At 68.4% G+C, this 21,132-nt stretch carries 18 protein-coding genes; 7 read left to right on the plus strand and 11 right to left on the minus strand.

All coding sequences use genetic code 11. The features are described 5' to 3' along the window. Nucleotides 1–6 precede the first annotated feature (6 nt). Together ACWPMZ_RS10235 and ACWPMZ_RS10240 are read right to left on the minus strand one after the other, a co-directional pair. Nucleotides 7–2,991, minus strand: a complete 2,985-nt coding sequence (locus ACWPMZ_RS10235) for a TonB-dependent receptor domain-containing protein (RefSeq protein WP_455703905.1) — start codon at nt 2,989–2,991, stop codon at nt 7–9. A gap of 93 nt (nt 2,992–3,084) precedes the next feature. Next, nucleotides 3,085–3,609 (minus strand): hypothetical protein, encoded by a 525-nt coding sequence (locus ACWPMZ_RS10240; protein WP_455703906.1) that lies wholly within the window; start codon nt 3,607–3,609, stop codon nt 3,085–3,087. A gap of 161 nt (nt 3,610–3,770) precedes the next feature. On the opposite strand from ACWPMZ_RS10240, the gene purC reads away from it, so the two are divergent. The 4 genes from purC (at nt 3,771) to purQ (ending at nt 8,499) form a co-directional block, all read left to right on the plus strand. Further along, the gene (gene purC, locus ACWPMZ_RS10245) at nt 3,771–4,571 is read left to right on the plus strand and encodes a phosphoribosylaminoimidazolesuccinocarboxamide synthase (RefSeq protein WP_455703907.1); all 801 of its coding nucleotides are present in this window, start codon (nt 3,771–3,773) and stop codon (nt 4,569–4,571) included. A gap of 52 nt (nt 4,572–4,623) precedes the next feature. Further along, nucleotides 4,624–7,470 (plus strand): M16 family metallopeptidase, encoded by a 2,847-nt coding sequence (locus tag ACWPMZ_RS10250; protein WP_455703908.1) that lies wholly within the window; start codon nt 4,624–4,626, stop codon nt 7,468–7,470. A gap of 106 nt (nt 7,471–7,576) precedes the next feature. Further along, nucleotides 7,577–7,828 carry a phosphoribosylformylglycinamidine synthase subunit PurS gene (gene purS, locus ACWPMZ_RS10255; RefSeq protein WP_455703909.1) on the plus strand — a complete coding sequence of 84 codons (252 nt, stop codon included), beginning with the start codon at nt 7,577–7,579 and terminating at the stop codon, nt 7,826–7,828. Continuing rightward, entirely contained in the window at nt 7,828–8,499 is a 672-nt protein-coding gene (gene purQ / locus ACWPMZ_RS10260; protein WP_455703910.1) for a phosphoribosylformylglycinamidine synthase subunit PurQ, read from the plus strand. Before purS ends, purQ begins: the two co-directional genes overlap by 1 nt. Nucleotides 8,500–8,502: 3 nt before the next feature. Here purQ and ACWPMZ_RS10265 read toward each other — a convergent pair whose 3' ends face one another. The 5 genes from ACWPMZ_RS10265 to glmU form a co-directional block, all read right to left on the minus strand. Further along, nucleotides 8,503–10,803 carry a putative bifunctional diguanylate cyclase/phosphodiesterase gene (locus ACWPMZ_RS10265; RefSeq protein WP_455703911.1) on the minus strand — a complete coding sequence of 767 codons (2,301 nt, stop codon included), beginning with the start codon at nt 10,801–10,803 and terminating at the stop codon, nt 8,503–8,505. Nucleotides 10,804–10,919: 116 nt separating this feature from the next. Further along, nucleotides 10,920–12,743, minus strand: coding sequence for a glutamine--fructose-6-phosphate transaminase (isomerizing) (gene glmS / locus ACWPMZ_RS10270; RefSeq protein ID WP_455703912.1), 1,824 nt, complete (start codon nt 12,741–12,743; stop codon nt 10,920–10,922). 3 nt (nt 12,744–12,746) lie between these two features. Then, entirely contained in the window at nt 12,747–13,124 is a 378-nt protein-coding gene (locus ACWPMZ_RS10275; protein WP_455703913.1) for a PIN domain-containing protein, read from the minus strand. 3 nt (nt 13,125–13,127) lie between these two features. After that, nucleotides 13,128–13,382: a ribbon-helix-helix protein, CopG family gene (locus ACWPMZ_RS10280; RefSeq protein ID WP_455703914.1), complete on the minus strand. Its 255-nt coding sequence runs from the start codon at nt 13,380–13,382 to the stop codon at nt 13,128–13,130. 36 nt (nt 13,383–13,418) lie between these two features. Beyond that, nucleotides 13,419–14,786: a bifunctional UDP-N-acetylglucosamine diphosphorylase/glucosamine-1-phosphate N-acetyltransferase GlmU gene (glmU, locus tag ACWPMZ_RS10285; protein WP_455703915.1), complete on the minus strand. Its 1,368-nt coding sequence runs from the start codon at nt 14,784–14,786 to the stop codon at nt 13,419–13,421. Between the two features lie 62 nt (nt 14,787–14,848). On the opposite strand from glmU, the gene ACWPMZ_RS10290 reads away from it, so the two are divergent. After that, nucleotides 14,849–15,556, plus strand: coding sequence for an HAD-IA family hydrolase (locus ACWPMZ_RS10290; protein ID WP_455703916.1), 708 nt, complete (start codon nt 14,849–14,851; stop codon nt 15,554–15,556). 422 nt (nt 15,557–15,978) lie between these two features. Here ACWPMZ_RS10290 and ACWPMZ_RS10295 read toward each other — a convergent pair whose 3' ends face one another. From ACWPMZ_RS10295 to ACWPMZ_RS10310, 4 genes are read right to left on the minus strand one after another with little or no spacing between them, the layout of a single operon-like run. After that, entirely contained in the window at nt 15,979–16,332 is a 354-nt protein-coding gene (locus tag ACWPMZ_RS10295) for a DUF2794 domain-containing protein (RefSeq protein WP_455703917.1), read from the minus strand. A 16-nt stretch (nt 16,333–16,348) separates the two neighbouring features. Beyond that, nucleotides 16,349–17,059: a serine O-acetyltransferase EpsC gene (gene epsC / locus ACWPMZ_RS10300; protein WP_455703918.1), complete on the minus strand. Its 711-nt coding sequence runs from the start codon at nt 17,057–17,059 to the stop codon at nt 16,349–16,351. A 30-nt stretch (nt 17,060–17,089) separates the two neighbouring features. Further along, nucleotides 17,090–17,701, minus strand: coding sequence for an ATPase (locus ACWPMZ_RS10305; protein WP_455703919.1), 612 nt, complete (start codon nt 17,699–17,701; stop codon nt 17,090–17,092). Nucleotides 17,702–17,709: 8 nt separating this feature from the next. Next, the gene (locus ACWPMZ_RS10310) at nt 17,710–18,975 is read right to left on the minus strand and encodes a heavy-metal-associated domain-containing protein (protein ID WP_455703920.1); all 1,266 of its coding nucleotides are present in this window, start codon (nt 18,973–18,975) and stop codon (nt 17,710–17,712) included. Nucleotides 18,976–19,046: 71 nt separating this feature from the next. Between ACWPMZ_RS10310 and purM the strand changes: the two genes are divergently transcribed. Both purM and purN read left to right on the plus strand, forming a co-directional pair. Next, a complete protein-coding gene (purM, locus tag ACWPMZ_RS10315; protein WP_455703921.1) occupies nt 19,047–20,156 on the plus strand; it encodes a phosphoribosylformylglycinamidine cyclo-ligase in 1,110 nt (369 codons plus the stop codon). Continuing rightward, on the plus strand, nt 20,149–21,123 hold the full coding sequence (purN, locus tag ACWPMZ_RS10320) for a phosphoribosylglycinamide formyltransferase (RefSeq protein WP_455703922.1): 975 nt from the start codon (nt 20,149–20,151) through the stop codon (nt 21,121–21,123). The genes purM and purN overlap by 8 nt, the downstream gene beginning before the upstream one ends. Nucleotides 21,124–21,132 lie beyond the last annotated feature (9 nt).

Genomic DNA, 21,132 nt, shown 5'->3' on the forward strand with positions numbered 1-21,132 from the left:
AAGATGCTAGAACCCGATGCTGGCGCCGATCTTGGCCGTGAAGCCCAGCGGGCTGGCGGTGAACGGGTCGTAGTTCTGGTCGAGCCGGGCGAACGGCGGATCGGCGTCGAGCAGGTTTTCCAGCGCCAGCGTCAGCGTTGCCTTCTCCAGCACCGACCAGCGCCAGATCGCGTCGAGCGTGGTGAAGCTGCCGATCCTCTTGCCCGCCGTGACCGACGCCCCGGCAAGCGATGCGGTGTTGGGGCCGAACACGTCGGCGCCGCGCTGGTCGGTATAGCCCGCGACGTGGTTGGCCTGCAGGCGCACGAGGTGATCGCCGCTGCGCCCCTGGAGCCACGCCTGGCCCTTCCAGCGCGGGATCGGATAGGCGGTGGTCTGGAAGTTGAGCTTGCCCGCCGCGTCGAACGCGGGCTGCACCAGGATGCCCTCCACCGCAACGTCGCCCACCCGGTAATCGAACACATGGCTGCCGTTCAGCCCCACCTGGAGCGCCTGGTCGGCAAGCCGGAAATCGTAGCTCGCCCGGAAATCGAGCCCGCTGGTGCTCACGTCGGCGGAATTGAAGGCATAGGTCGCCAGCCGCTGGACGTTGCCCGCCGCGCAGACCCCGCCCGAAAACGTAAAGCGCGCGCGCAACCCGGCATAGGCGGGATCGGCGCAGTTGGCGGTCCCGCTGGCGCCGAACAGCGCGGCGACCATGCCGTTGATCGGCTCGCTTTCGATCGCGCCGGAAAAATCGTAGCGCCAGTAGTCGACGCTGGCCCTGAGGCCGCCCCGGTCGAGCAGCACGCCGGCGTTGTAGGTCGTCGCGGTTTCGGGCGTCAGGTCGGGGTTGGCGAAGATGTCGACCGCGCGGAACGCGCCGCCGATGAAGGTCAGGATGACGAGATCGGCCGCGGTGTTCTGCGGCGGCGGCCCGCGGAACGTCGTGCCCGCCCCTCCCCTGAAGGCCAACCAGTCGGTCGCCTGCCACTTGAGGCGCAGTTGCGGATCGAAGGTCGCGCCGATGCGGCCGCCGTAATCCTCGTAGCGCGCCGAAAGCTGGGCCTGCAGGCGATCGGTCACCGGCAGTTGCAACTCGCCGAACAGCGCCCAGACGTCCTCGGACACCGCGGTGTCGACACCCGAGCCCAGGAAACCGATGGCGCCTGTCCTGACCGCACAGGTCGCACCGGGATCGAGCACCGAGCCGGGGCACGGCAGCAGATCGAGGTTGTGGTTGTCGCTGTAGGTCCGGCGATAACGGTCGTCGCGGTATTGCGCGCCGAGCGCGAAACGCACCTCGCCGCCGGGAAGCGCGAACCCGGCATCGCCCGAAACCTGCAAATCGGCCACCCACTGGCGGGTGAAGGCGCCGCGCTGGATGGTGACGAAGAAATCGTCGAGCGTGGAGGCGTCGTTGATCAGCCCCGCCCCCGGCAGCAGCGACAGGCCGAGCGGATTGGCGGTCCCGGCATAGCCCGGGTTGGTCTGCCCGGTCACCGCGTTGGCGGCGATGGCGGTCGAGAACGGGTTGAAGAAATGGCACCCGCCCGTCCCGGCCACGGCGGCCAGTTGCGCCGCGCTCAGCCCCGCGCGCGCCTGCGGCGAGGCATAGGCGCAGCTTTCCCCGCCGAAGCCCGCGAGCGCGTTCTGCAGCAGGTCGACATAGCTGTCGATGCCCTGGAAACGCCGGTCGTTGGCGGAATAGGTCAGCCCTGCCGAGAGGTCGATCGCGTCGCTCAGCGGCCGGTCGTAGCTTGCGGCGAACTGGTACTGCGCGGCCTCGTACTGCGGCGTGGCCGCCCCGCGGTCGTTCGCATAGAGCGGATTGCCGCCGAGCAGGACCGGGCGGAAGCGCACCGGGAAGGCGAGCGCCGGCTGCTGCGGAGCGCCTGCCGCGTCGAGCGCGCAGCCCGCGGCCGCCCCGAACCGGCTGCAGTAGTCGCGCAGCGCCGGCGCATATTGCGGAATGACGAACAGCCCCTGGCCGCCGAATGCCGCGCTGGTGCTGGGGGCGATCGTCGGCAGGTAGCTGGGCGACGTGGTCAGCATCGTCTCCGACCGGCCGTAGAGCCCGCTCAGCCGGATCTCCCCGCCGCCCACCGGCAGCGCGATATCGGCAAAGGCCTGCCAGCGCTCCTCCGGCTCGACCAGGTTGGTGAACCCGAGGTAGCTCGTCTGGCACAGGTCGCCCGCCGAGCCGGGCAACGAGCGGAAGCCCCCGAGCGCGGTGCAGCCCTGATCGGCGGTGAAGGAAAATCCGCCCAGCGCGCCGTTGAAATCGAAATTGCCCGGGTTGCCGCCGCCGGAATAGCCGCCCTGCGGGTTGGCGGCATAGGGCAGGATGCCCCAGTCGCGGTCGGTCGTCCGCAGCTCGCCGCGCTTCTGCCAGCCGCCCGAAACGAAGACCCGCGCCGGACCGATATCGCCGCCCCAGCTCAGCCCCGCCGTCCAGTCTCCGGCCGAGCCGTCGATCCAGCGATAGTCGGCGCCGAATTCGAAACCGTTGCGATGATTCTTGGTGATGAAATTCATCACGCCCGCAATGGCGTCCGAGCCATAGGTCGCGGCCGCCCCGTCCTTGAGGATCTCGATCCGGTCGAGCGCGGCCAGCGGCAGCAGGTTGATGTCCACCAGCGGCAGGTTGCCCGCCCCCGTGGCGACGATCCGCTTGCCGTTGAGCAGAACCAGCGTGCGCTGTGGCCCCAGCCCGCGCAGGTTGACCGAGGCGGCGCCCTGGTTGAACTGGCTGCGAGTGTCGAACTGGCTGGCATCGCCCAGCACGCCGCTCGAGACGGCCAGCGCCTTCGACAGGTCCATCGCAGTGGGCCCGCCGCGCGCGTCCAGTTCGTCGCGGCCGATCACCTCGACCGGGGCCGGCGCATCTTCCGCCGACCCGCGGATCAGCGTCCCGGTCACGACGATCTCGTCGTCCTGCGCCCGCACCGAGGCGGACAGCATCGCGCAGGCGCACGCGAGCAGCGAAACCGCCGGACGAGAGATGACCACTGTGCGCCCCCGTTGTTGTTGCGCGGGCGTTAGCGGGTCGGACGCGGCAGGGTCAACGCATCAGGGCGTTCGCACTCCCCGTTGCAACGCGTGTCAGCCCGCGGAGTCGGCGGGAACCGACCCGGCCCATGCGACCAGGTCGAAATCGTCCGGCATGCGGATGAAGATGTTAGCCACGGGGGTGAGCAGCCGGGTGACATGCCCCCTGCCGGTGCGGTCCTCCAAATAGACCAGGTCTCCCTTGCCGATCTTCACCTTCGTCCCGTCGCTCACCTCGGCCTCGATGTCGCCCACCACGTTGATCGTGAAGAGCTTCGCGGGCGCGATGTGCCAGTCCTCGGTGCCCTGGGCGATCGAGGTCATCGACACGTCGGTGGCCGGGAGATCCCTGGGCGATCCCATGACCTTGACCTGCTCCACATGGCTCACCCCGTCCTCGTCGGCCCAGATGCGGATGATCTCCGCCAGGCCCGAGGGGCCCGTGGCCGGGTTGGTCGTGGGAGAATCGGTCGGCGCCGACGGCGTCTCCTGCGCGCAGGCCCCCGTGGCGAGCAATGCGGTCAGCGCCGCCCCGCTCGAAATCCCCTTCGTCATCAGCGTACGGCGATCGGTATCCATCGTCCCCTCTCCCTTCGCGGACCGGTCTACGCCGCTGGGGCGGCCCTGCAATTGCTTTTCGGCAGGGTTCGCGTATAGGCTCGCGGCACGCCCCGGGCCCGTGCGAACCCATTTCGCCCGCCGGGGCGCTCGCTTTTCCACTGCCAGTGAAGGTCATGCCCATGTCCCGCCGCCGCCAGATTTACGAAGGCAAGGCCAAAATCCTCTACGAAGGTCCGGAGCCGGGTACGATCATCCAGTACTTCAAGGACGATGCGACTGCCTTCAATGCCCAGAAGAAGGGCACGATCAACGGCAAGGGCGTGATCAACAACCGCATCAGCGAGCACGTTTTCACCCGCCTGGCGCACATCGGCATCCCCACGCACTTCATCCGCCGCCTCAACATGCGCGAACAGCTGGTCCGCCAGTGCGAGATCATCCCGCTCGAGGTCGTCGTGCGCAATGTCGCCGCCGGGTCGATCAGCAAGCGTCTGGGTATCGAGGAAGGCGAGCCGCTGCCGCACACGCTGATCGAGTACTACTACAAGGACGATGCGCTGAACGACCCGATGGTCGCCGAAGAGCACATCGCCTGCTTCGGCTGGGCCAACAACGAGGAGATGCAGGACATCTCCAGCATGGCCATCCGCGTGAACGATTTCATGTGCGGAATGTTTGCCGCGATCGGCATCCGCCTGATCGACTTCAAGCTGGAGTTCGGGCGCATCTGGGACGGCGATTACGCCCGTGTCATCCTGGCCGACGAGATCAGCCCCGACGGCTGCCGCCTGTGGGACATGGCGAGCGGCGAAAAGCTCGACAAGGATCGCTTCCGCCGCGACCTCGGCGGCGAGGAAGAGGCGTACCAGGAAGTCGCCCGCCGGCTTGGCCTGCTGCAGGAAGATGGTGGCCCGGGCGAAGTATTCGACCTGAGCGCCCACCGCACCAGGCTCCGCGGCGGCCCCGCCAAGAAGAAGTAGTCCATCGGATTGACATTGCGGGTTCAGGCACCGTCGGCCAAGGTCGGCGGCAATGAACCCGCGCCTGCTGCTTTCCGCCTTTCTCCTCCCGCTTGCCGCCTGCGCGCAGACACCGCCGCCTGCACCGGCTGCCGTTGCACCGACTGCCGTTTCCCCGACCGCCATGCCCGACTGGGCCTTCCAGGTAAGCGACCTGCCGGTCGATCCGGAGTTCCGCTTCGGCAAGCTCGACAACGGAATGCGCTACGTCATTCGCCGCAACGAGACTCCGGCGGGCCAGGGCATGGTCTGGATGTGGGTCAACGGTGGCTCGCTGTTCGAGACCGATGACGAGCGCGGGCTCGCTCATTTCATCGAGCACATGGCGTTCAACGGCACCACGGATATCCCCGAAGGCGAGATGGTCCGCCTGCTCGAGCGCGAGGGGCTGGCCTTCGGTGCGGACACCAACGCGTCGACCTCGTTCGACCAGACGATCTACAAGCTCAACCTGCCGCGCAACGATGCCAAGCTGCTCGACACCTCGCTGATGCTGATGCGCCAGGTGGCGAGCGAGATCGCCTTCTCCCCCGAGGCGGTCGAGCGCGAGAAGGGCGTCGTGCTGTCCGAACGGCGCGTGGGCGATACCTTTTCCTATCGCAACACGGTCGACTCGCTCGAATTCCAGTACCCCGGCTCGCGCTTCTCGCAGCGCATGCCGATCGGCACGGTGGAGGCGCTGCAGGGCGCCACGAGCGAACGCCTGCGAGGACTGTGGCAGCGTTATTATCGCCCGTCGAACAGCGCGGTCATCGTGATCGGCGCGTTCGACCCGGAGCAGGTCGAGGCGGCGATCAAGGCGCGCTTCGCAAGCTGGCCGGCTGCCGACCCCCCCGCCGTGCCGAGTGCGGGGCCCGTCGCCACCGATCGCCAGGGCGCGACCGACATCTACGTCGACCCCGCCCTGTCCGAACGCGTGACGGTTTCGGCCAACGGACCCTTCCTCGACGAGCCGGACACCGTGGCGAACCGCCAAAAGGCCATCCTGCGCCAGATCGGCTATGGCATCGTCAACCGCCGCCTGCAGCGCCTGACCCGGGCCGACGACCCGCCGTTTCGCGGCGCGGGCCTGGGCAGCTCCGACGTGTTCGAGGACGGACGCACGACCAACCTGATCGTCGACAGCGGCGACGGCGAATGGCAGCGCGGCCTGGCCGCGGCGCAGGCCGAGTATCGCAAGGCGTTGGCCTATGGCTTCACCCAGGCGGAGATCGCCGAACAGCTCGCCAACATCCGCACCTCGCTGGAAAACGCGGCGGCCGGCGCCGCCACCCGCTCCAACGCGGCGCACATGAACGCTGTGCTCTCGCTGCTCTATGACGATGTCGTGCCGGCCACTCCGGAAAGCTCGCTCGAACGCTTCCGCGCGCTCGAGCCTCTGGCGACGCCCGAGGCCGTGATGGCGGCCCTGCGCGAAGAACTGATCCCGCTCGACGATCCCTTGATCCGATACCAGGGGCGCACCGCGCCGGCCGGCGGTGCCGACGTCCTGCGCGCGGCGTGGAAGGAAGGCATGGCGCAGGCGGTGGCGGCCGACGACCGCGGGTCGCTCGGCACCTTCGCCTACACCGATTTCGGGGCGCCGGGCACGGTGGTCGCCGACACGGTCGAGCCGGTCATGGGCATCCGCACCCTGCGCTTCGCCAACGGCCTGATGCTCAACCTCAAGCCGACGCAGTTGCAGAAGGATCGCATCGCGGTGGAGCTGAACGTCGACGGCGGGCAGATGCTCAACACGCGCGATAATCCGCTGGCCACGGCGATGACATCGGTCCTCGCGCAGGGCGGGCTCGGCAAGCACCCGATCGACGACCTGCAGACGATCCTGGCGGGCCGCAGCGTGGGCTTCGGCGTCCAGGCGGAAGACGACGCGTTCGTCATGTCCTCGACCACGACGCCGCGCGATCTCGAGCTGCAGTTGCAGCTCTTCGCCGCCGCGCTGACCGATCCCGGCTGGCGGCCGCAGGGCGAGGCGCAGTACCGGCGCAGCATCGAATCGTTCTTCGGGCAATTGAACGCGACGCCTAACAGCGCCCTTGCCAATGCCCTGGGCGGTATCCTGTCGGACGGGGACCCGCGCTTCACGCTGCAGCCGAAGGAAAGCTACCTCGCGCTCGACTTCGCCAAGTTGCGGCAGGACATCGGCGGCCGCCTGGCGGGCGGCGCGGCCGAGCTTGCTCTGGTCGGCGATTTCGACCCCGAGCAGGCCATTGCCCTCGTCGCGCGGACCCTCGGCGCCATCCCCGCGCGAGAGCCGCAATTCCAGGACTATGCCGCGAACCGCCAGCGCGGTTTCACCGAGGATCGCTCGCCGCGGACCGTGCGCCACGAAGGGGCGGCGGACCAGGCGGTGATCCGCATGACCTGGCCGACCCGCGACGATGCCGATTTCAAGGACTCGCTGCGCCTGGAACTGCTGGAAAAGGTCATGCGCATCCGGCTGACCGAGAGTTTGCGCGAGGAACTGGGGCAGACCTATTCGCCCGGCGTCAACGCCAGCCAGTCGCGCGTCCACACCGGCTACGGCACGTTCAACATGGCGGCGGCGGTCGATACCGCGGATGTCGAGAAAACGCGCCAGGCGATGCTCTCCGCGGTCGAGGCGCTGATCGCTGCCCCGGTCGATGACGACCTTCTGCTGCGGGCCCGCCAGCCGATGCTGGAAGCCTACGACAACGCGCTCAAGACCAACAGCGGCTGGATGAGCCTGGCCGACGATGCCCAGCGCGATCCCGATCGGCTCGCCCGCTTCGCCAGCGGCAAGGCGACATTGCAGGCGCTGACGGCGGCCGACGTGCAGGAGATGGCCCGGCACTATCTCGATCCGGCCACACGGCTGGAAATCGTCGCCCTGCCGTAACAGGGGGAATGATCGGGCGAAACCGCGCGGCTCGCCCTTGCCCGCGCGGGGCACCTCGGCCATAGGCTCCGCGCGAGTCCCCCCGCCCTTCAGCGAAAGGCCCGCCATGAAAGTCCGCGTTGTCGTCAGCCTCAAGCCAGGCGTCCTCGATCCGCAGGGCCGCGCCGTCCATCACGCGCTCGAGGGGCTGGGTTTTTCCGGCGTCGACGACGTGCGGGTCGGCCGGGTGATCGAACTGTCGGTGGCCGACGGGACGAGTGACGAAGCGCTCGACGAGATGTGCCGCAAGCTGCTCGCCAACATGGTGATCGAGAACTACCGGATCGAGATGTTGCCGGAAACGGTGGGCGCCGCCTGATGCGCGCCGCGGTCGTCACCTTCCCGGGATCGAACTGCGATCGCGACATGGCGATGGCGCTGGAAGCGGTCATGGGCAAGCCCGCCATCCGCGTGTGGCACGGCGACGCCGACCTGCCGGCCGATCTCGATTTCATCGCCCTGCCCGGCGGCTTTTCCTACGGCGACTACCTGCGTTGCGGTTCGATGGCGGCGAAGAGCCCTATCATGCGCTCGGTCGTCGCGGCGGCGGAGCGCGGGGTGCCGGTGCTGGGCGTCTGCAACGGCTTCCAGGTGCTGACCGAAAGCGGCCTGCTGCCCGGCGCCCTGATGCGCAACGCGCAGCTGACCTTCACCTGCCGCACCGTTCCGCTGCGGGTGGAAAACAGCCAGTCGCTGTTCACCGGCGGATACGATGCCGGGGAAGAGATCGCGCTGCCGGTGGCCCATCATGACGGCAACTATTTCGCCGACGGCGAGACGCTCGACCGCCTCGAAGGCGAGGGCCGCGTGGCCTTTCGCTATCTCGACGAAGTCAACGGAAGCCAGCGGCGCATCGCCGGAGTCCTGAACGAAGCGGGCAACGTGCTGGGCATGATGCCGCACCCCGAACGGGCGATCGAGCCGGCCCACGGCAACACCCAGGGCCGCGCGCTGTTCGAAGCGGCAGTCGGCGGCCTCGTTGCGGCCTAGGTCCTAGGCGGCCTTCGCGGCGCGCTGGACCAGGGCCATCGCTTCGTCGGCAGGCATCGGCCGGCCGAAGTAGAATCCCTGGATCTTGTTGCAGCCCATTTCGCGGATCAGCGTGGCCTGGGCGGCATCTTCCACCCCTTCGGCGGTGGTCGTCATGTCCAGGCTCTGCGCCATCGCCACGACGGCCCGCACGATTGCCAGCGATTCCGGGCTCTTCTGCGCGGCGCCCTGCACGAAGCTGCGATCGACCTTGATGGTCGAGAAGCGGATCGCGCGCAGGTAGCCGAGCGAGGAGTAGCCGGTTCCGAAATCGTCGAGCGCGATCGTGCAGCCCAGGGCCATGATCTCTTCGAGCGCCTGGCGGGCGATCTGCGCATCGCGCACGAAGATGCTCTCGGTCACCTCGACCTCGAGCCGGTTGGCGGGCAGCCCGCTGTCGGTCAGCGCGCGCACGACCGAGTTTGCGAAACCCGGTTCGAGCAGTTGCTCGCCCGAGACGTTGACCGCGACCTTGATGTGCGTCGGCCATTGCACCGCCTGGCGGCACGCCTCGCGCAGCACCCAGTCGCCGATGGGCACGATGAGGCGCGTATCCTCAGCCAGCGGAATGAACTTGTCGGGCCGGACGAACCCGTGTTCTTCGCTCTGCCAGCGAACCAGCGCTTCGAAGCTGACCACCTGTTCGGTCCGGGCGTCGACCACCGGCTGGAAATTCAGCAGCAGTTCGCCCTTGTCGGTGGCGAAGCGGAGCGAGTTCTCCAGCAGGCGGCGCTCTTCTGCCTCGGCGTGGAGCGTCGGCTCGAACTTGCAGTGCTCCCCGCCGCCCTCGTCCTTGGCGCGGTACAGCGCCAGGTCGGCGTTACGCATCAGCATCTCGACCGAATCGCCGTCGCGCGGCCCCATGGCGGAGCCGACGCTGGCGCCGATGTAGAGCTTGTTGTTCTCGACATCGTAAGGATGCGAGAGCGTTTCGATGATCGAGGCGGCAAACCGCTCGACCGCGCCGCGGTCCGACGCGTCGCGGATCACCACGGCGAACTCGTCGCCGCCAAGCCGCCCGCACATCTCGTTGTCGGTGGCCAGCATTTCGAGGCGCTGCGAGACCTGCGCGAGCAACTGGTCGCCGTACTGGTGGCCCAGCGAATCGTTGACCGCCTTGAAGCGGTCGAGGTCGATCATCAGGAAGCCGCAGCGCGTGCGCCACTGTTCGGAATACTTGAGCGCTTCTTTCAGGGACTCGGTCACCATCAGGCGGTTCGGCAACCCGGTGAGGGTGTCGTAGCGGGCGAGATAGGCGATCTTTTCCGACGATTCGCGCTGTTCGGTGACGTCGGAGCCGACCCCGCGGAAACCGATGAAGTTGCCCTTCTCGTCGCGCATCGGCGTGCCGGAGATTTCCCACCAGCGGCGGCCCGAGCCGACCTCCACCTGGACCAGCAGGTTGGAGAAGTTCTCGCGCCGCTTGAGCCGTTCGGCGAGGTCGTGGAGGCTGGCCGGAAACTGTCCGCTTTCCCACGAGGAGCCGGCGATCATCTTGATGAAGGAAGAGCCTTCGACCTCCGCGACGTCGCGGCCGAGCGCGAAGGCGAAGCGCGGGCTGGCGGAGCGGACGAGGCGGTTGGTGTCGATCTGCCACAGCCAGTCGGCCTCGTTCTCCTCGAACTCGCGCAGCAGCAGCGACACGACCTCGCTCTTTTCGGCGACGCCCTCAAGGGCGATCTGGGCGGCGAGGAAGGTGCGCGATACCGTAAGCGACCCGGCCACCGCAACGCAGACGAAGCCCAGGACCATGGCGGCGTAGGCGAACTGCAATTGCAGTGCGAACGAGACGACGCCGGCAAGCCCGGTAATTCCGCAGAAGACCAGCGTCGCCATCGGCGCTGGCGCCATGGCCAGAGCCGAACCGGCAACCAGCATCGATACGATGCACCACAAGGCGACGTGATCGGCCGGCGGTCCGAAGTAGGGGAGTACCAGCAGCGCTGCGGCCCACGCGCCGGCAGACCCGGCCACACCCTGCGCCTGGCGCTTGAATTCGTACCGCGTCATCGTGCGCCGGTCGATGTCGGCCAGGCTGCAGTCGATGCGCGAGGCATTCCACTGCGCCAGCCCGATCAGCGGCAGCAGGGGCAGCAGCAGCCACAGCGGCGCCTTGCCGAAATAGAGCCCGACCATGACAATCGCCGCCATCGCGTGAACGATCGCCCGGCTGCGCGCCAGGCGGTGCAACGAGGCGTACTGCAACGCACGAATGTGCGCCCAGTTGGCCTGGGCCGGGTCCTTGAGCCCGATCAGCTCCGCCAACGTGAGTTCCGTTGGCAGCTGGTGCAGTGCGGAATTGCTTTCGGTCACCCCTCGCGGATTAGGGGGCAATCGTTGAGACCCGGTAAATTACGGGGTCGCGGATCGCGATTGAGCAATCATTCCACGGTAACCGATTTTGCCAGATTGCGCGGCTGATCGACGTCGGTCCCCTTGGCCACCGCGACGTGGTAGGCGAGCAACTGGACCGGCACGGCATAGACCAGCGGCGCGATCAGCGGATGGACCTGCGGCATCTCGATCGTGGCAAGGCAGCCCTCGCCCGCTTCCTCGAGCCCCGCGCGGTCGGAAATCAGCACGATCTTGCCGCCCCGCGCGCGCACTTCCTGCATGTTCGACACGGTCTTTTCGAACAACGGCCCCGACGGTGCGAGAACGATAACCGGAACGGCCTCGTCGATCAGCGCGATGGGCCCGTGTTTCATCTCGCCCGAAGCATAACCTTCAGCATGGATGTAGCTGATTTCCTTGAGCTTCAATGCGCCTTCGAGCGCCAGCGGGAAGTCCGGCCCGCGGCCGAGATAAAGCACGTCGCGCGCCGGGGCGATGAGGTGCGCCATGCCGGCAATCTCGTCGTCGTGCGCCAGCGCCGCGTTGAGGCAGGCGGGCGCTTCCAGCAGGTGGCGCACGATCTCCGCCTCGTCCTCGCGCGAGAGCTTGCCCTTCTTCACCGCGAAATGCGCGGCGAGCGCGGCGAGGACGGCAAGCTGGCAGGTGAAGGCCTTGGTGCTGGCAACGCCGATCTCCGGGCCCGCATGGGTCGGCAGGAGCAGGTCAGCCTCGCGCGCCATCGAGCTGGTGGGCACGTTGACCACCACGGCGATGGTCTGGCCTTCGGCCTTGCAATGCCGCAGCGCCGCCAGCGTGTCGGCGGTCTCCCCGCTCTGCGAGATGAACAGCGACAGCCCGCCCGGTTGCAGGACCGGCTCGCGGTAGCGGAATTCGCTGGCGAAATCGATGTCGACCGGCACCCGGGCGAACTGCTCGAACCAGTATTTCGCCACCATTCCAGCGTAATAGGACGTGCCGCAGGCGACGATCGTCACCCGGTCGATGCCGGAGATGTCGAAGTCGATCTGCGGCAGCGCCACCTGCTGTTCCATCGGCCGCAGGTAGCTGCGCAGCGTCTGCGCCACGACGGTCGGCTGCTCGAAGATCTCCTTGAGCATGAAATGCCGGTAGTTGCCCTTCTCGATCGCCGCGGCGGAAGCGCCCGAGGTGGTGATCTCGCGCTCGACCGGCCGGTTCTCGGCGTCATGGACCTTCGCGCCCTCGCGCGTGATGACGACCCAGTCGCCCTCGTCGAGATAGGAGATCTGCTGCGTCAGCGGCGCCAGCGCCAGCGCGTCGGAGCCGAGGTAGGTCTCGCCATCGCCGTAACCGACCACCAGCGGAGAGCCCAGGCGCGCGCCGATCAGCATGTCGGGATGCTGGCGGAAGGCGATCGCCAGCGCGAAGGCGCCGCGCAGGCGCGGCAGCACGGCCTTGACCGCGTCCTCGGGTGAGGAGCCTGCCTCGACCTGTTCGGACACCAGGTGCGCCACGACTTCGGTGTCGGTCTGGCTTTCGAAGGTGCGGCCACGAGCCTCGAGCTCGTCGCGCAATTGTTTGAAGTTCTCGATGATCCCGTTGTGGACCAGCGCCACCTCGGCGGTCGCGTGGGGGTGAGCATTGTTCGTGGTCGGCGCGCCGTGGGTCGCCCAGCGGGTGTGCGCGATGCCGACGTCGCCCGGCGCGGGATTGCGCTCAAGCTCGGCGGCGAGATTGCGCAGCTTGCCCTCCGCCCGGCGGCGGACGAGATCGCCGCCGTAGAGCGTGCAGATGCCCGCGCTGTCGTAGCCGCGGTATTCCATCCGCCGCAGTCCATCGACGAGGCGATCCGCCACGGGTTCCTTGCCGACGATGCCGATGATGCCGCACATGTTTTAGGTCTTTCGCTGGAGGATGTAGGGAATGCGGATGCCCGGCATGTTTGCCGGGAAGTCCTTGATATTTCGCGTAACCAGGATTGCCCCATTCACCTGCGCGGTGGCCAGGACATAGGCGTCGAGAAGCTTGAGCCGCGAACGGTGCCGGATATCGGCCGCGGCCGCCGCGATGCGGGCGTCGAGTTCCACCACGTCGAAGGGGAGCAGCGTGTCACGCACCATGTCGCGCCGCTCGAGCGGTTCGCCCGCGAGCACCTCGGTCCACACGATGCGGCTGATCCGGTGGCGATTGTAACGCGACAGTTCCGCGCTGGCCTGCGGAATGTCCCTCAGCCAGTCGATCAGGATGTTGCAATCGAAGAACGGGTCGGACACCCGTCAGATGTCTTCGTATGGCCGGCGATCCTCGCGGATCGCGCGCTGATAGTCGACCCCGTCGCCGATGTCATGGCGGTCCTTCCACAGGCCCGCGCCGCGCGCGATCCAGTCCTTGCGGCCCGAACCGGGCGCCTGCGCCTTGAAGGTGGCCACCGCCTCGCGCAGCACCGACGCGCGGGACTTGCCCTCGGCGGCCGCGCGGGCGTCGAGCCATTCGATGTCGTCGTCGGGCAGGTCGGCAAGAATCCGGGTCATTGATATCGCGATATCATATCATGATATCATTGCAAGCTATTTCTTGGCCTTGGCATCTGCCTTCTTGCGCTTCATCGCGTCGTGGAAGCGGTCGGCCCAGCCAGGCTTCACCAACTGGTCGGCGCGCACCATCCGCAGCTCTCCGGCCGCAACGTCGCGGCTCACCGCGCTGCCGGCCGCGACGATCGCGTCGGCCCCGATGCTGACCGGCGCGATGAGCGAACTGTTACTGCCGATGAAGGCACGTTCGCCGATCACGGTCTTGTGCTTGAAATAGCCGTCATAGTTGCAGGTGATCGTGCCGGCGCCGATATTGGCCCCGGCCCCGATCTGCGCATCGCCCAGATAGGTCAGGTGGCTCGCCTTGGCGCCTTCGCCCAGCACGGCGTTCTTGATCTCGACGAAATTGCCGACCTTGCTGTCGGCGCCCAGCGTCGCCCCGGGGCGCAGGCGGGCGAAAGGCCCGACCGATGCATTGGCCCCGATCGTGCAGCCCTCCAGATGGCAGAATGCGTGGATCGTCGCGCCGCTGGCGACCTTGACCCCGGGTCCGAAGACCACGTTGGGCTCGACGGTCACGTCCTCCGCCAGTTCGGTATCGTAGCTGAAAAACACCGTCTCGGGCGCGGCGAGCGAGACGCCGGCGGCCATCGCTTCCTCGCGGCGGAACGCCTGCCACTGGCGCTCGGCCGCCGCCAGTTCCCCGCGGCTGTTGATGCCCTGCACCTCGCTCTCGTGCGTCTCGATAAACTTGGCTTTGCGCCCGTCCTGCGCGGCGATCTTGACCACGTCGGGCAGGTAGAATTCGCCGGCCGCGTTGTCATTGGTGACGCGCGCCAGCAGCGCGAACAGGTCGCCCGCACGGCAGGCCATCATGCCCGAATTGCACAGGTCGATCCTGCGCTCGTCCTCGGTCGCATCCTTGTATTCGACCATCTTGACGATCGTCTCGCCGTCGACGCTGACGACCCTGCCATAGGCGCCGGGATCGGCCGCCTTGAACGCCAGCACCACTGCTGCCGGGGAATCCGCATCGCCCAGCCGGTCGAGCATCCGCCGCATGGTCGAACGGGCCACGAACGGGACGTCGCCGTACAGGATGATCACGTCGCCATCGAACCCGGCCAGTACGCTTTCGGCCTGCTGCACCGCGTGCCCGGTGCCCATCTGGGGTTCCTGCACCACGATCTCGGCCCGGTCGCCCAGCGCCGCGGCCAATTGCTCCTTGCCATGGCCGACGACGACGACCGTCTTGACCGGGTCGAGCGCCGCCACACTGGCCAGCAGGTGGTCCAGCATCGGCCGCCCGGCGACCGGGTGCAGCACCTTGTGCAGCGAACTCTTCATCCGGGTGCCCTTGCCGGCGGCAAGGACGATGGCGGCAACGGGGCGGCTCTGGCTCATGCCGGGGTCCATGCCAGCAATCGGTTGCGGTTTCCATAACCCTGCGGCAGGGCTCCGCAGGCATGAACGCCTTCCCCTTCGACACCATCGGCTTCGACCTCGACGGCACCCTGGTCGACACCGCGCCGGACCTGTGCCGCGCGGTCAACGCGGCCCTGACCTCGGCCGGCCGCCCCACCGTCAGCGCGGAGGTGACGCGCGAGATGATCGGCGGCGGCACCCGCGCCATGCTGACCCGCGCGTTCGAGCGCACCGGCGGCATGGTCGCCGACGAGGAATTCGCGCAGGCTTACGACGTGCTGATGGACTTCTACTTCGCTCATACCTCGGCCCACTCGCAACCTTATCCCGGGCTGCTCGACGCGCTCGATGCCCTCGCCGCGCGCGGCTGCAAGCTGGCGGTCTGCACCAACAAGGTGGAGCAGAACGCGGTCAAGCTACTCGACGAGCTGGGCATGAGCCACCGCTTCGCCGCGATCCTGGGCGGCGACACCATGGGCCCCGGCCGCAGCAAGCCGCAGCCCGACATGCTGGACGAAGCCCTGCGGCGCTGCGGGGGCAAGCGTTTCGCAATGGTCGGCGACGCGAGCTTCGACGTGCTGGCAGCGAAGGCTGCGGGCGCGCCCTGCGTGGTCTATGCGCCCGGCTATCACGACATGCCGGTCGCGGAGCTTGGCGCCGACGCGATCATCGAGGATTATGGAGAACTGGCCGGGGCGCTCGAGGGGCTCCAGCACCGATCCGCCTCTTCGGGAGAGCAGCCCCGCTGAAGGTCAGCCGGGGGAGTGGCACTTCGGCGCACTCTTCCCTGCGGTTGCAGCCCGCGCGCGTGCCTGTACCCGAAACAAAGCGATCGATGCCTTCTGGGACAGCTTTCGGCGGTGTGGCGGGTATGACGAGCGAGACGCCCATCGTTGCGGTCGGCGACCCCTCGCCCGCCACGGCGCCTGCACCCGAAGCAAGAAATGCAAGGGCGGCGGTCCCCTTCGTCAGCGCACGGCAAACGGCGGTCGGCACGAAAAACTCTCCAACAGATCGCAGGGCATTCGTCTGTCGCAACCGGCCCGCCGTGCCGAGTGCCACGGCCGGGGTGTCGCAACCTGAAACGATCTATTGAGTAGAAATACCGGGCGTTGGCGCCGGTTCCATGCTGCGCGCGCGCGTAATCCCCGACTGAAATGGGGGTGTGGTCCTAGTCGACCGCCTTGACCAGCCGCCGTTCGATCGGGGCGAGGACGTTGGCCAGTTCGTGGCCGCGCTTGAGCACCTGGCCGTGTTCGCCGAACAGGGTCCACATGCCCTGCTTGCCGCGCAAGGCGGGGCGCTTCTCAAGGCGCATCTGCGGCACGTCGGCCGTGCGGCGGAAGGCGGCGAAGGTCGCCGCGTCCTTGCGGAAGTCCATCGCATAGTCGCGCCATTCGCCGGCGGCGACCATCCGCCCGTAGAGATCGAGGATGCGGGACAGTTCGGCGCGCTCGAAACCGACCTGGTTGGGTGGGCGGCCCGGGAAGGCAAGAACCTGGCCGAGGCCCGGCAGACCTTCCATCAGCAGGCGCCTGCCATCAGCTGCCCGTCTTCTTGCTGCGTGCCACGACCGGCGCCGGCTGGGCCGCCGCGGCACCCGCCCGCAGCTTGTCCAGTTCGCCCTGCAACTGCGTCAGCCGCGCCTCGAGATCGTCGATCCGCTGCGTCGAGGGCTCGCACGGCTCGTCGCACGGCGTGCCGTAGGGAATGAATTCGCGCAGCCAGGTCTCCGCCGGGACCAGCGTGGAGCGGGCCTTGAGGCCGATCATCGTCGCGCCTTCGGGCACGTCGTCGGTCACGACCGCATTGGCGCCCACGCGCGCCCGCTCGCCCACCACGATGGGGCCGATGATCTGCGCGCCCGAACCGATGATCACGTTGTCCCGCAGCGTCGGGTGCCGCTTGCCGGCCTGCCCGTTGGTCGGGTTGGTGCCGCCCAGCGTGACGCACTGATAGATCGTCACGTTGTCGCCGATCTCGGCCGTCTCACCGATGACGGTGAAACCATGATCAATGAAAAAATTCTTCCCAATCTTCGCGCCGGGATGGATGTCGATCGCGGTCAGGAAGCGGCTGAGGTGGTTGACCAGCCGGGCGAGGAAATAGAGCCCGGCCTCGAACAGCCAGTGGGCCACCCGGTGCAGGCCGAGGGCCAGCACGCCGGGATAGAGCAGTATCTCGGCCCGGCTGCGCGGCGCGGGATCGCGCGCGCGGATCGAGTCGAGATATTCCAGGAGCGATCCGAACATACCGGCAACAATCCTCCCTCAAACCCCGCTTTAAAGCAAGCGCGGTTCCTCCGGCCCCTCGACCGCCTCGAGTGCCGCCCGCCAGATCGCCAGCGTGGGGGGCACCTTGCGCTCCAGGCTCAACCGGTCGATCGCCTCGACCAGCTTTTCGAGCCTCAGGTAGGATCGCGTCACCCGCGGGACAAGATAGGCCGCCGCCTCGGGCCCCAGCGGCAAACCGCGTTCGGCCGCCAGCGACAGCAGGAGCTCGCCCATCAGCGCGTCGTCCGGCGGGCCGATCTCGAGCTGCAGCGCAGCGCCCAGCCGGCTGCGCAGGTCCGGCAGCGCGATGTCCCACGGGGGCTCCCCGCCGACGATCAAAAGCGGACTGCCGTCCTCCTGCGCCCGGTTCCAGCGGTGGAACACCTCGTCCTCGGGCATCGAGCGCGCGTTATCGAGCGCTCGATTGGCGCCCTGCTCGGCGAACCAGCGGGCGAACAGCGACTTGCCCGATCCCGGCGGCCCGGTGAGCACGGCGGTGCGGAACGGCCAGCCTTGGGGCGCGGCGAGCGCTTCGGCGACGTGGCGGTTGCCCTCCCCCAGCACGATCCGCGCGGGACCGGCGCCCCCTCCGCGCGGCAAGGGCAAGGCGATCTGCGACACGGGCGGACTTACCGCCGGATCGACAGTGCGCTGCCGAGCGACTGGACCTGGAACCCGCGCGCGCGCAGCGCTTCCGCGAGGTCGGAGATGTCGCCCGCGAACGTCACCCGCATCACGGACACGCCGCCGATGGCGATGCTCGACGTGGCGACCGCGCGCACGCCCGGCGCGCTGCGTACGCCCGCCAGCGCGGCATCGACCGAGGCTGGGTCGGGCGTGGCGAACTGGACGGTGATCGCGTTCAGGACCTGCGGCTGGTCGGGCACCGGGCTCGACGTCGGCAGCGCGCCCGGCGTGGCGGACGCTTCTGCGGGCGGCGCGACTTCCGCCTCCTCGGCCCGGCGCGAAGCCTCGATCAACGCCTGGATCTCGGGGCTGAGCTGGATATCCTGCCGGCCGAGCGTGGGGTCGGGCTGCAGCAGGCCCTGGGCCAGCGCATCGGCATACATCCGGTCGAAACGCACCACCGCCTGCTCCAGCATCTGCGGCAGGGCGGCTTCGCTCGGCGCGGTCAGCTGGAACTGGCCGAGCCAGGTGTTGTCGGGGCCGTAGCGGGCGGTGAACGTCCCGCGCACCGGGCCGCCGGGATATTGCCGCTCCAGCCGCGCGATCGGCATGATGACGTCGGCGGCGCCGAACTGGTCGAGGATGGTGTTCCACCAGGCGCGGCTGCGGCGGCCGAGCTGGCCTGCAGTGAGCAGCAGCGATTCGCCGCCCGCGCCGCTGGGGCGCACGTAGTCGATCGCGCTGGCGCCGGCCTGGTATTCGGCCCAGGCGCGCTGCCAGGGGCTGCGCACCTCGTAAAGCGTCTCGGTCCCGCCGCTGATCATGACCGGCAGGGTCAGCATGGGGGCGGAACGGATGCGCTCGCCGTTGCCGGCGCCGAGCAGACCCCCCGCCCGCGCGCGGTCGAAGATCACGCCCAGCTTGGCGACGTAGCGGCGCGGGCCGAGCTGTTCGCTCTCGATGACGATCGCCGAAACGTAGGATGCGAGCTGCCCGTCGGGAATCTTCGGCCCGCCGAGCTTTTCCCAGGCTTTGCGCTGAGCCTCGCGCCAGCCGAGGGCGCGCGCGTCTTCCGAATCCTTGCCCAGCACGTTCACTTCGATGCCGTTCACGGTGATGTCGGTGCTGCTGGCGACCGGCGCGATGCCGCGGTCGCCGCCAACCTGCGCGATCAGCGCGGCCGCGCCCAGCGCGAGCGCGGCGGCGCCTGCCAGCACGAGCAGCGGGCGGCGGTTGCCTGGCTTGGAAGGGAGCGAAAGTGCCGTCATCGGGTAAAACCGCCCGCCTATTGCCCAATGGCGTGTTGGAATCCAAGCGCGAAAGGATAAAGCGTTCGGCGATGGCTACCGACAACCCCAGGCTGAACCGCTACACGTACGAACAGGCAGGCGTCTCGATCGACGCCGGCAACGCGCTGGTCCGGGCGATCGGCCCGCTGGTCAAGGCGACGCGCCGCCCCGGCGCTGACGGAGAGATCGGCGGCTTCGGCGGCTTCTTCGATCCGCGGGCGGCGGGCTATACCGATCCCCTGCTGGTCGCCGGCAACGACGGCGTGGGCACCAAGCTCAAGCTGGCGATCGATCACGACCGGCATGACACCGTGGGCATCGACCTGGTGGCCATGTGCGTCAACGACCTGATCGTGCAGGGCGCCGAGCCGCTGTTCTTCCTCGACTATTTCGCCACCGGCAAGCTGGAGAACGGCGTGGCCGAACGGGTCATCGCCGGGATCGCCGAAGGCTGCAAGATGGCCGGCTGCGCCCTGATCGGCGGCGAGACGGCCGAGATGCCGGGCATGTACGCCGCGGGCGACTACGACCTGGCGGGCTTCTGCGTCGGCGCGGTCGAGCGCGGCGAGCAACTGACCGGCGAACGCGTGGCCCCTGGGCACGTCCTGTTGGGGCTGACCAGTTCGGGCGTCCACTCCAACGGCTTCTCGCTCGTCAGGCGGCTGGCGGCCGACAGGGCCTGGGCGATGGACGCCGCGTTCGGCCGTGATAGCGAAACGGGCACCCTGCTCGACGCGCTGGCCGAGCCCACGCGCATCTACGTCGCCAGCCTGCTGCCCGTGGTGCGCGGCGGCAAGATTGATGCGCTGGCCCACATCACCGGCGGCGGCCTGCTGGAGAACATCCCGCGCGTCCTGCCCGAAGGCGCGCACGCCGTGGTCGACGCCGGCGCCTGGGAACAGCCCGCGCTGATGGCCTTCCTGCAGGCCGAGGGGAATATCGAGCCCGGCGAGATGGCCCGCACCTTCAACTGCGGGATCGGCATGGTCCTCGCCGTCCAGCCCGAACTCGCCGGCGAAGTGGTCGCCGAGCTCGAGGAGGCGGGCGAGGAGGTGGTTCACGTCGGCGAGATCGCGCAGGGTCCGCGCGGCTGCACGGTGCGCGGCCCGGCCGGAAGCTGGCGTTCCGAGCAGGCGTGGGAAGCCGTCCACAATGCCTGACAAGGCGCCGCGCAAGGTCGGCGTGGCGGTCATGCTGTCGGGCAGCGGCACCACGATGTCCTCGCTGCTGTTCCAGTCGCGCCTGCCCGACTGCCCCTACGAGATCGTCCTGGTCGCCAGCAACGTGCCCGATGCCCGCGGCCTGGCCATCGCCGAGGCCGAGGGGATCGCCACCTTCGCGCACCCGCACGGCGGGATGACGCGCGAGGAGCACGAGGCGATCATGCTCGCCGCGCTGGAGAATTCGGGCGCCGAATACATCGCACTGGCCGGCTACATGCGGGTCCTGACCGCCGGTTTCGTCGACAAGTGGGAGGGCCGGATGGTCAACACCCACCCCTCGCTGCTGCCCAAGTTCAAGGGCCTGCACACCCATCGGCGCGCGATCGAGGCGGGCGAAAGCCACGGCGGCTGTTCGGTCCACGTCGTGGTGCCGGAACTCGACGCCGGCCCGCTGCTCGGCCAGGTGCCGGTGCGCATCCTGCCCGACGACACGCCCGAAACGCTGGGCGCGCGGGTGCTGATGGCCGAATACCAGCTCTACCCCCGCTGCCTTGCCGATTACGTCGGCCGGCCGTTCCGCGCCGACTGGCTGCTCGAACAGGTGAACCGCATCGCCCTTGCCCTGCCCGAGGTCGAGGAGCGCGAGAGCCACGGCTCGCCCGGCTGGCGCACCGGCGGCAAGAGCGGCAAGTACTTCGCCTATTTCAGCGATCAGCATCACGGCACCGAGCATGTCGCGCTGCTGATCAAGACCAGCGGGCCGGACGAACTGGCCGCGCTGTGCGAACGTTCGCCCGAGACCTATTTCAGGCCCGCTTACTATGGCGCGAGCGGCTGGGTCGGCCTGATCCTCAACCGCCCGGGCGTCGACTGGGATCACGTCGGCGAATGGCTCGAACGCAGCTGGCGCAGTGTTGCCCCGAAGAGACTCACCGCATTAATGGACGCGGCCGACGCCTTTTGACGGCGGCAA

This window comes from Tsuneonella sp. HG222 (assembly GCF_053819185.1).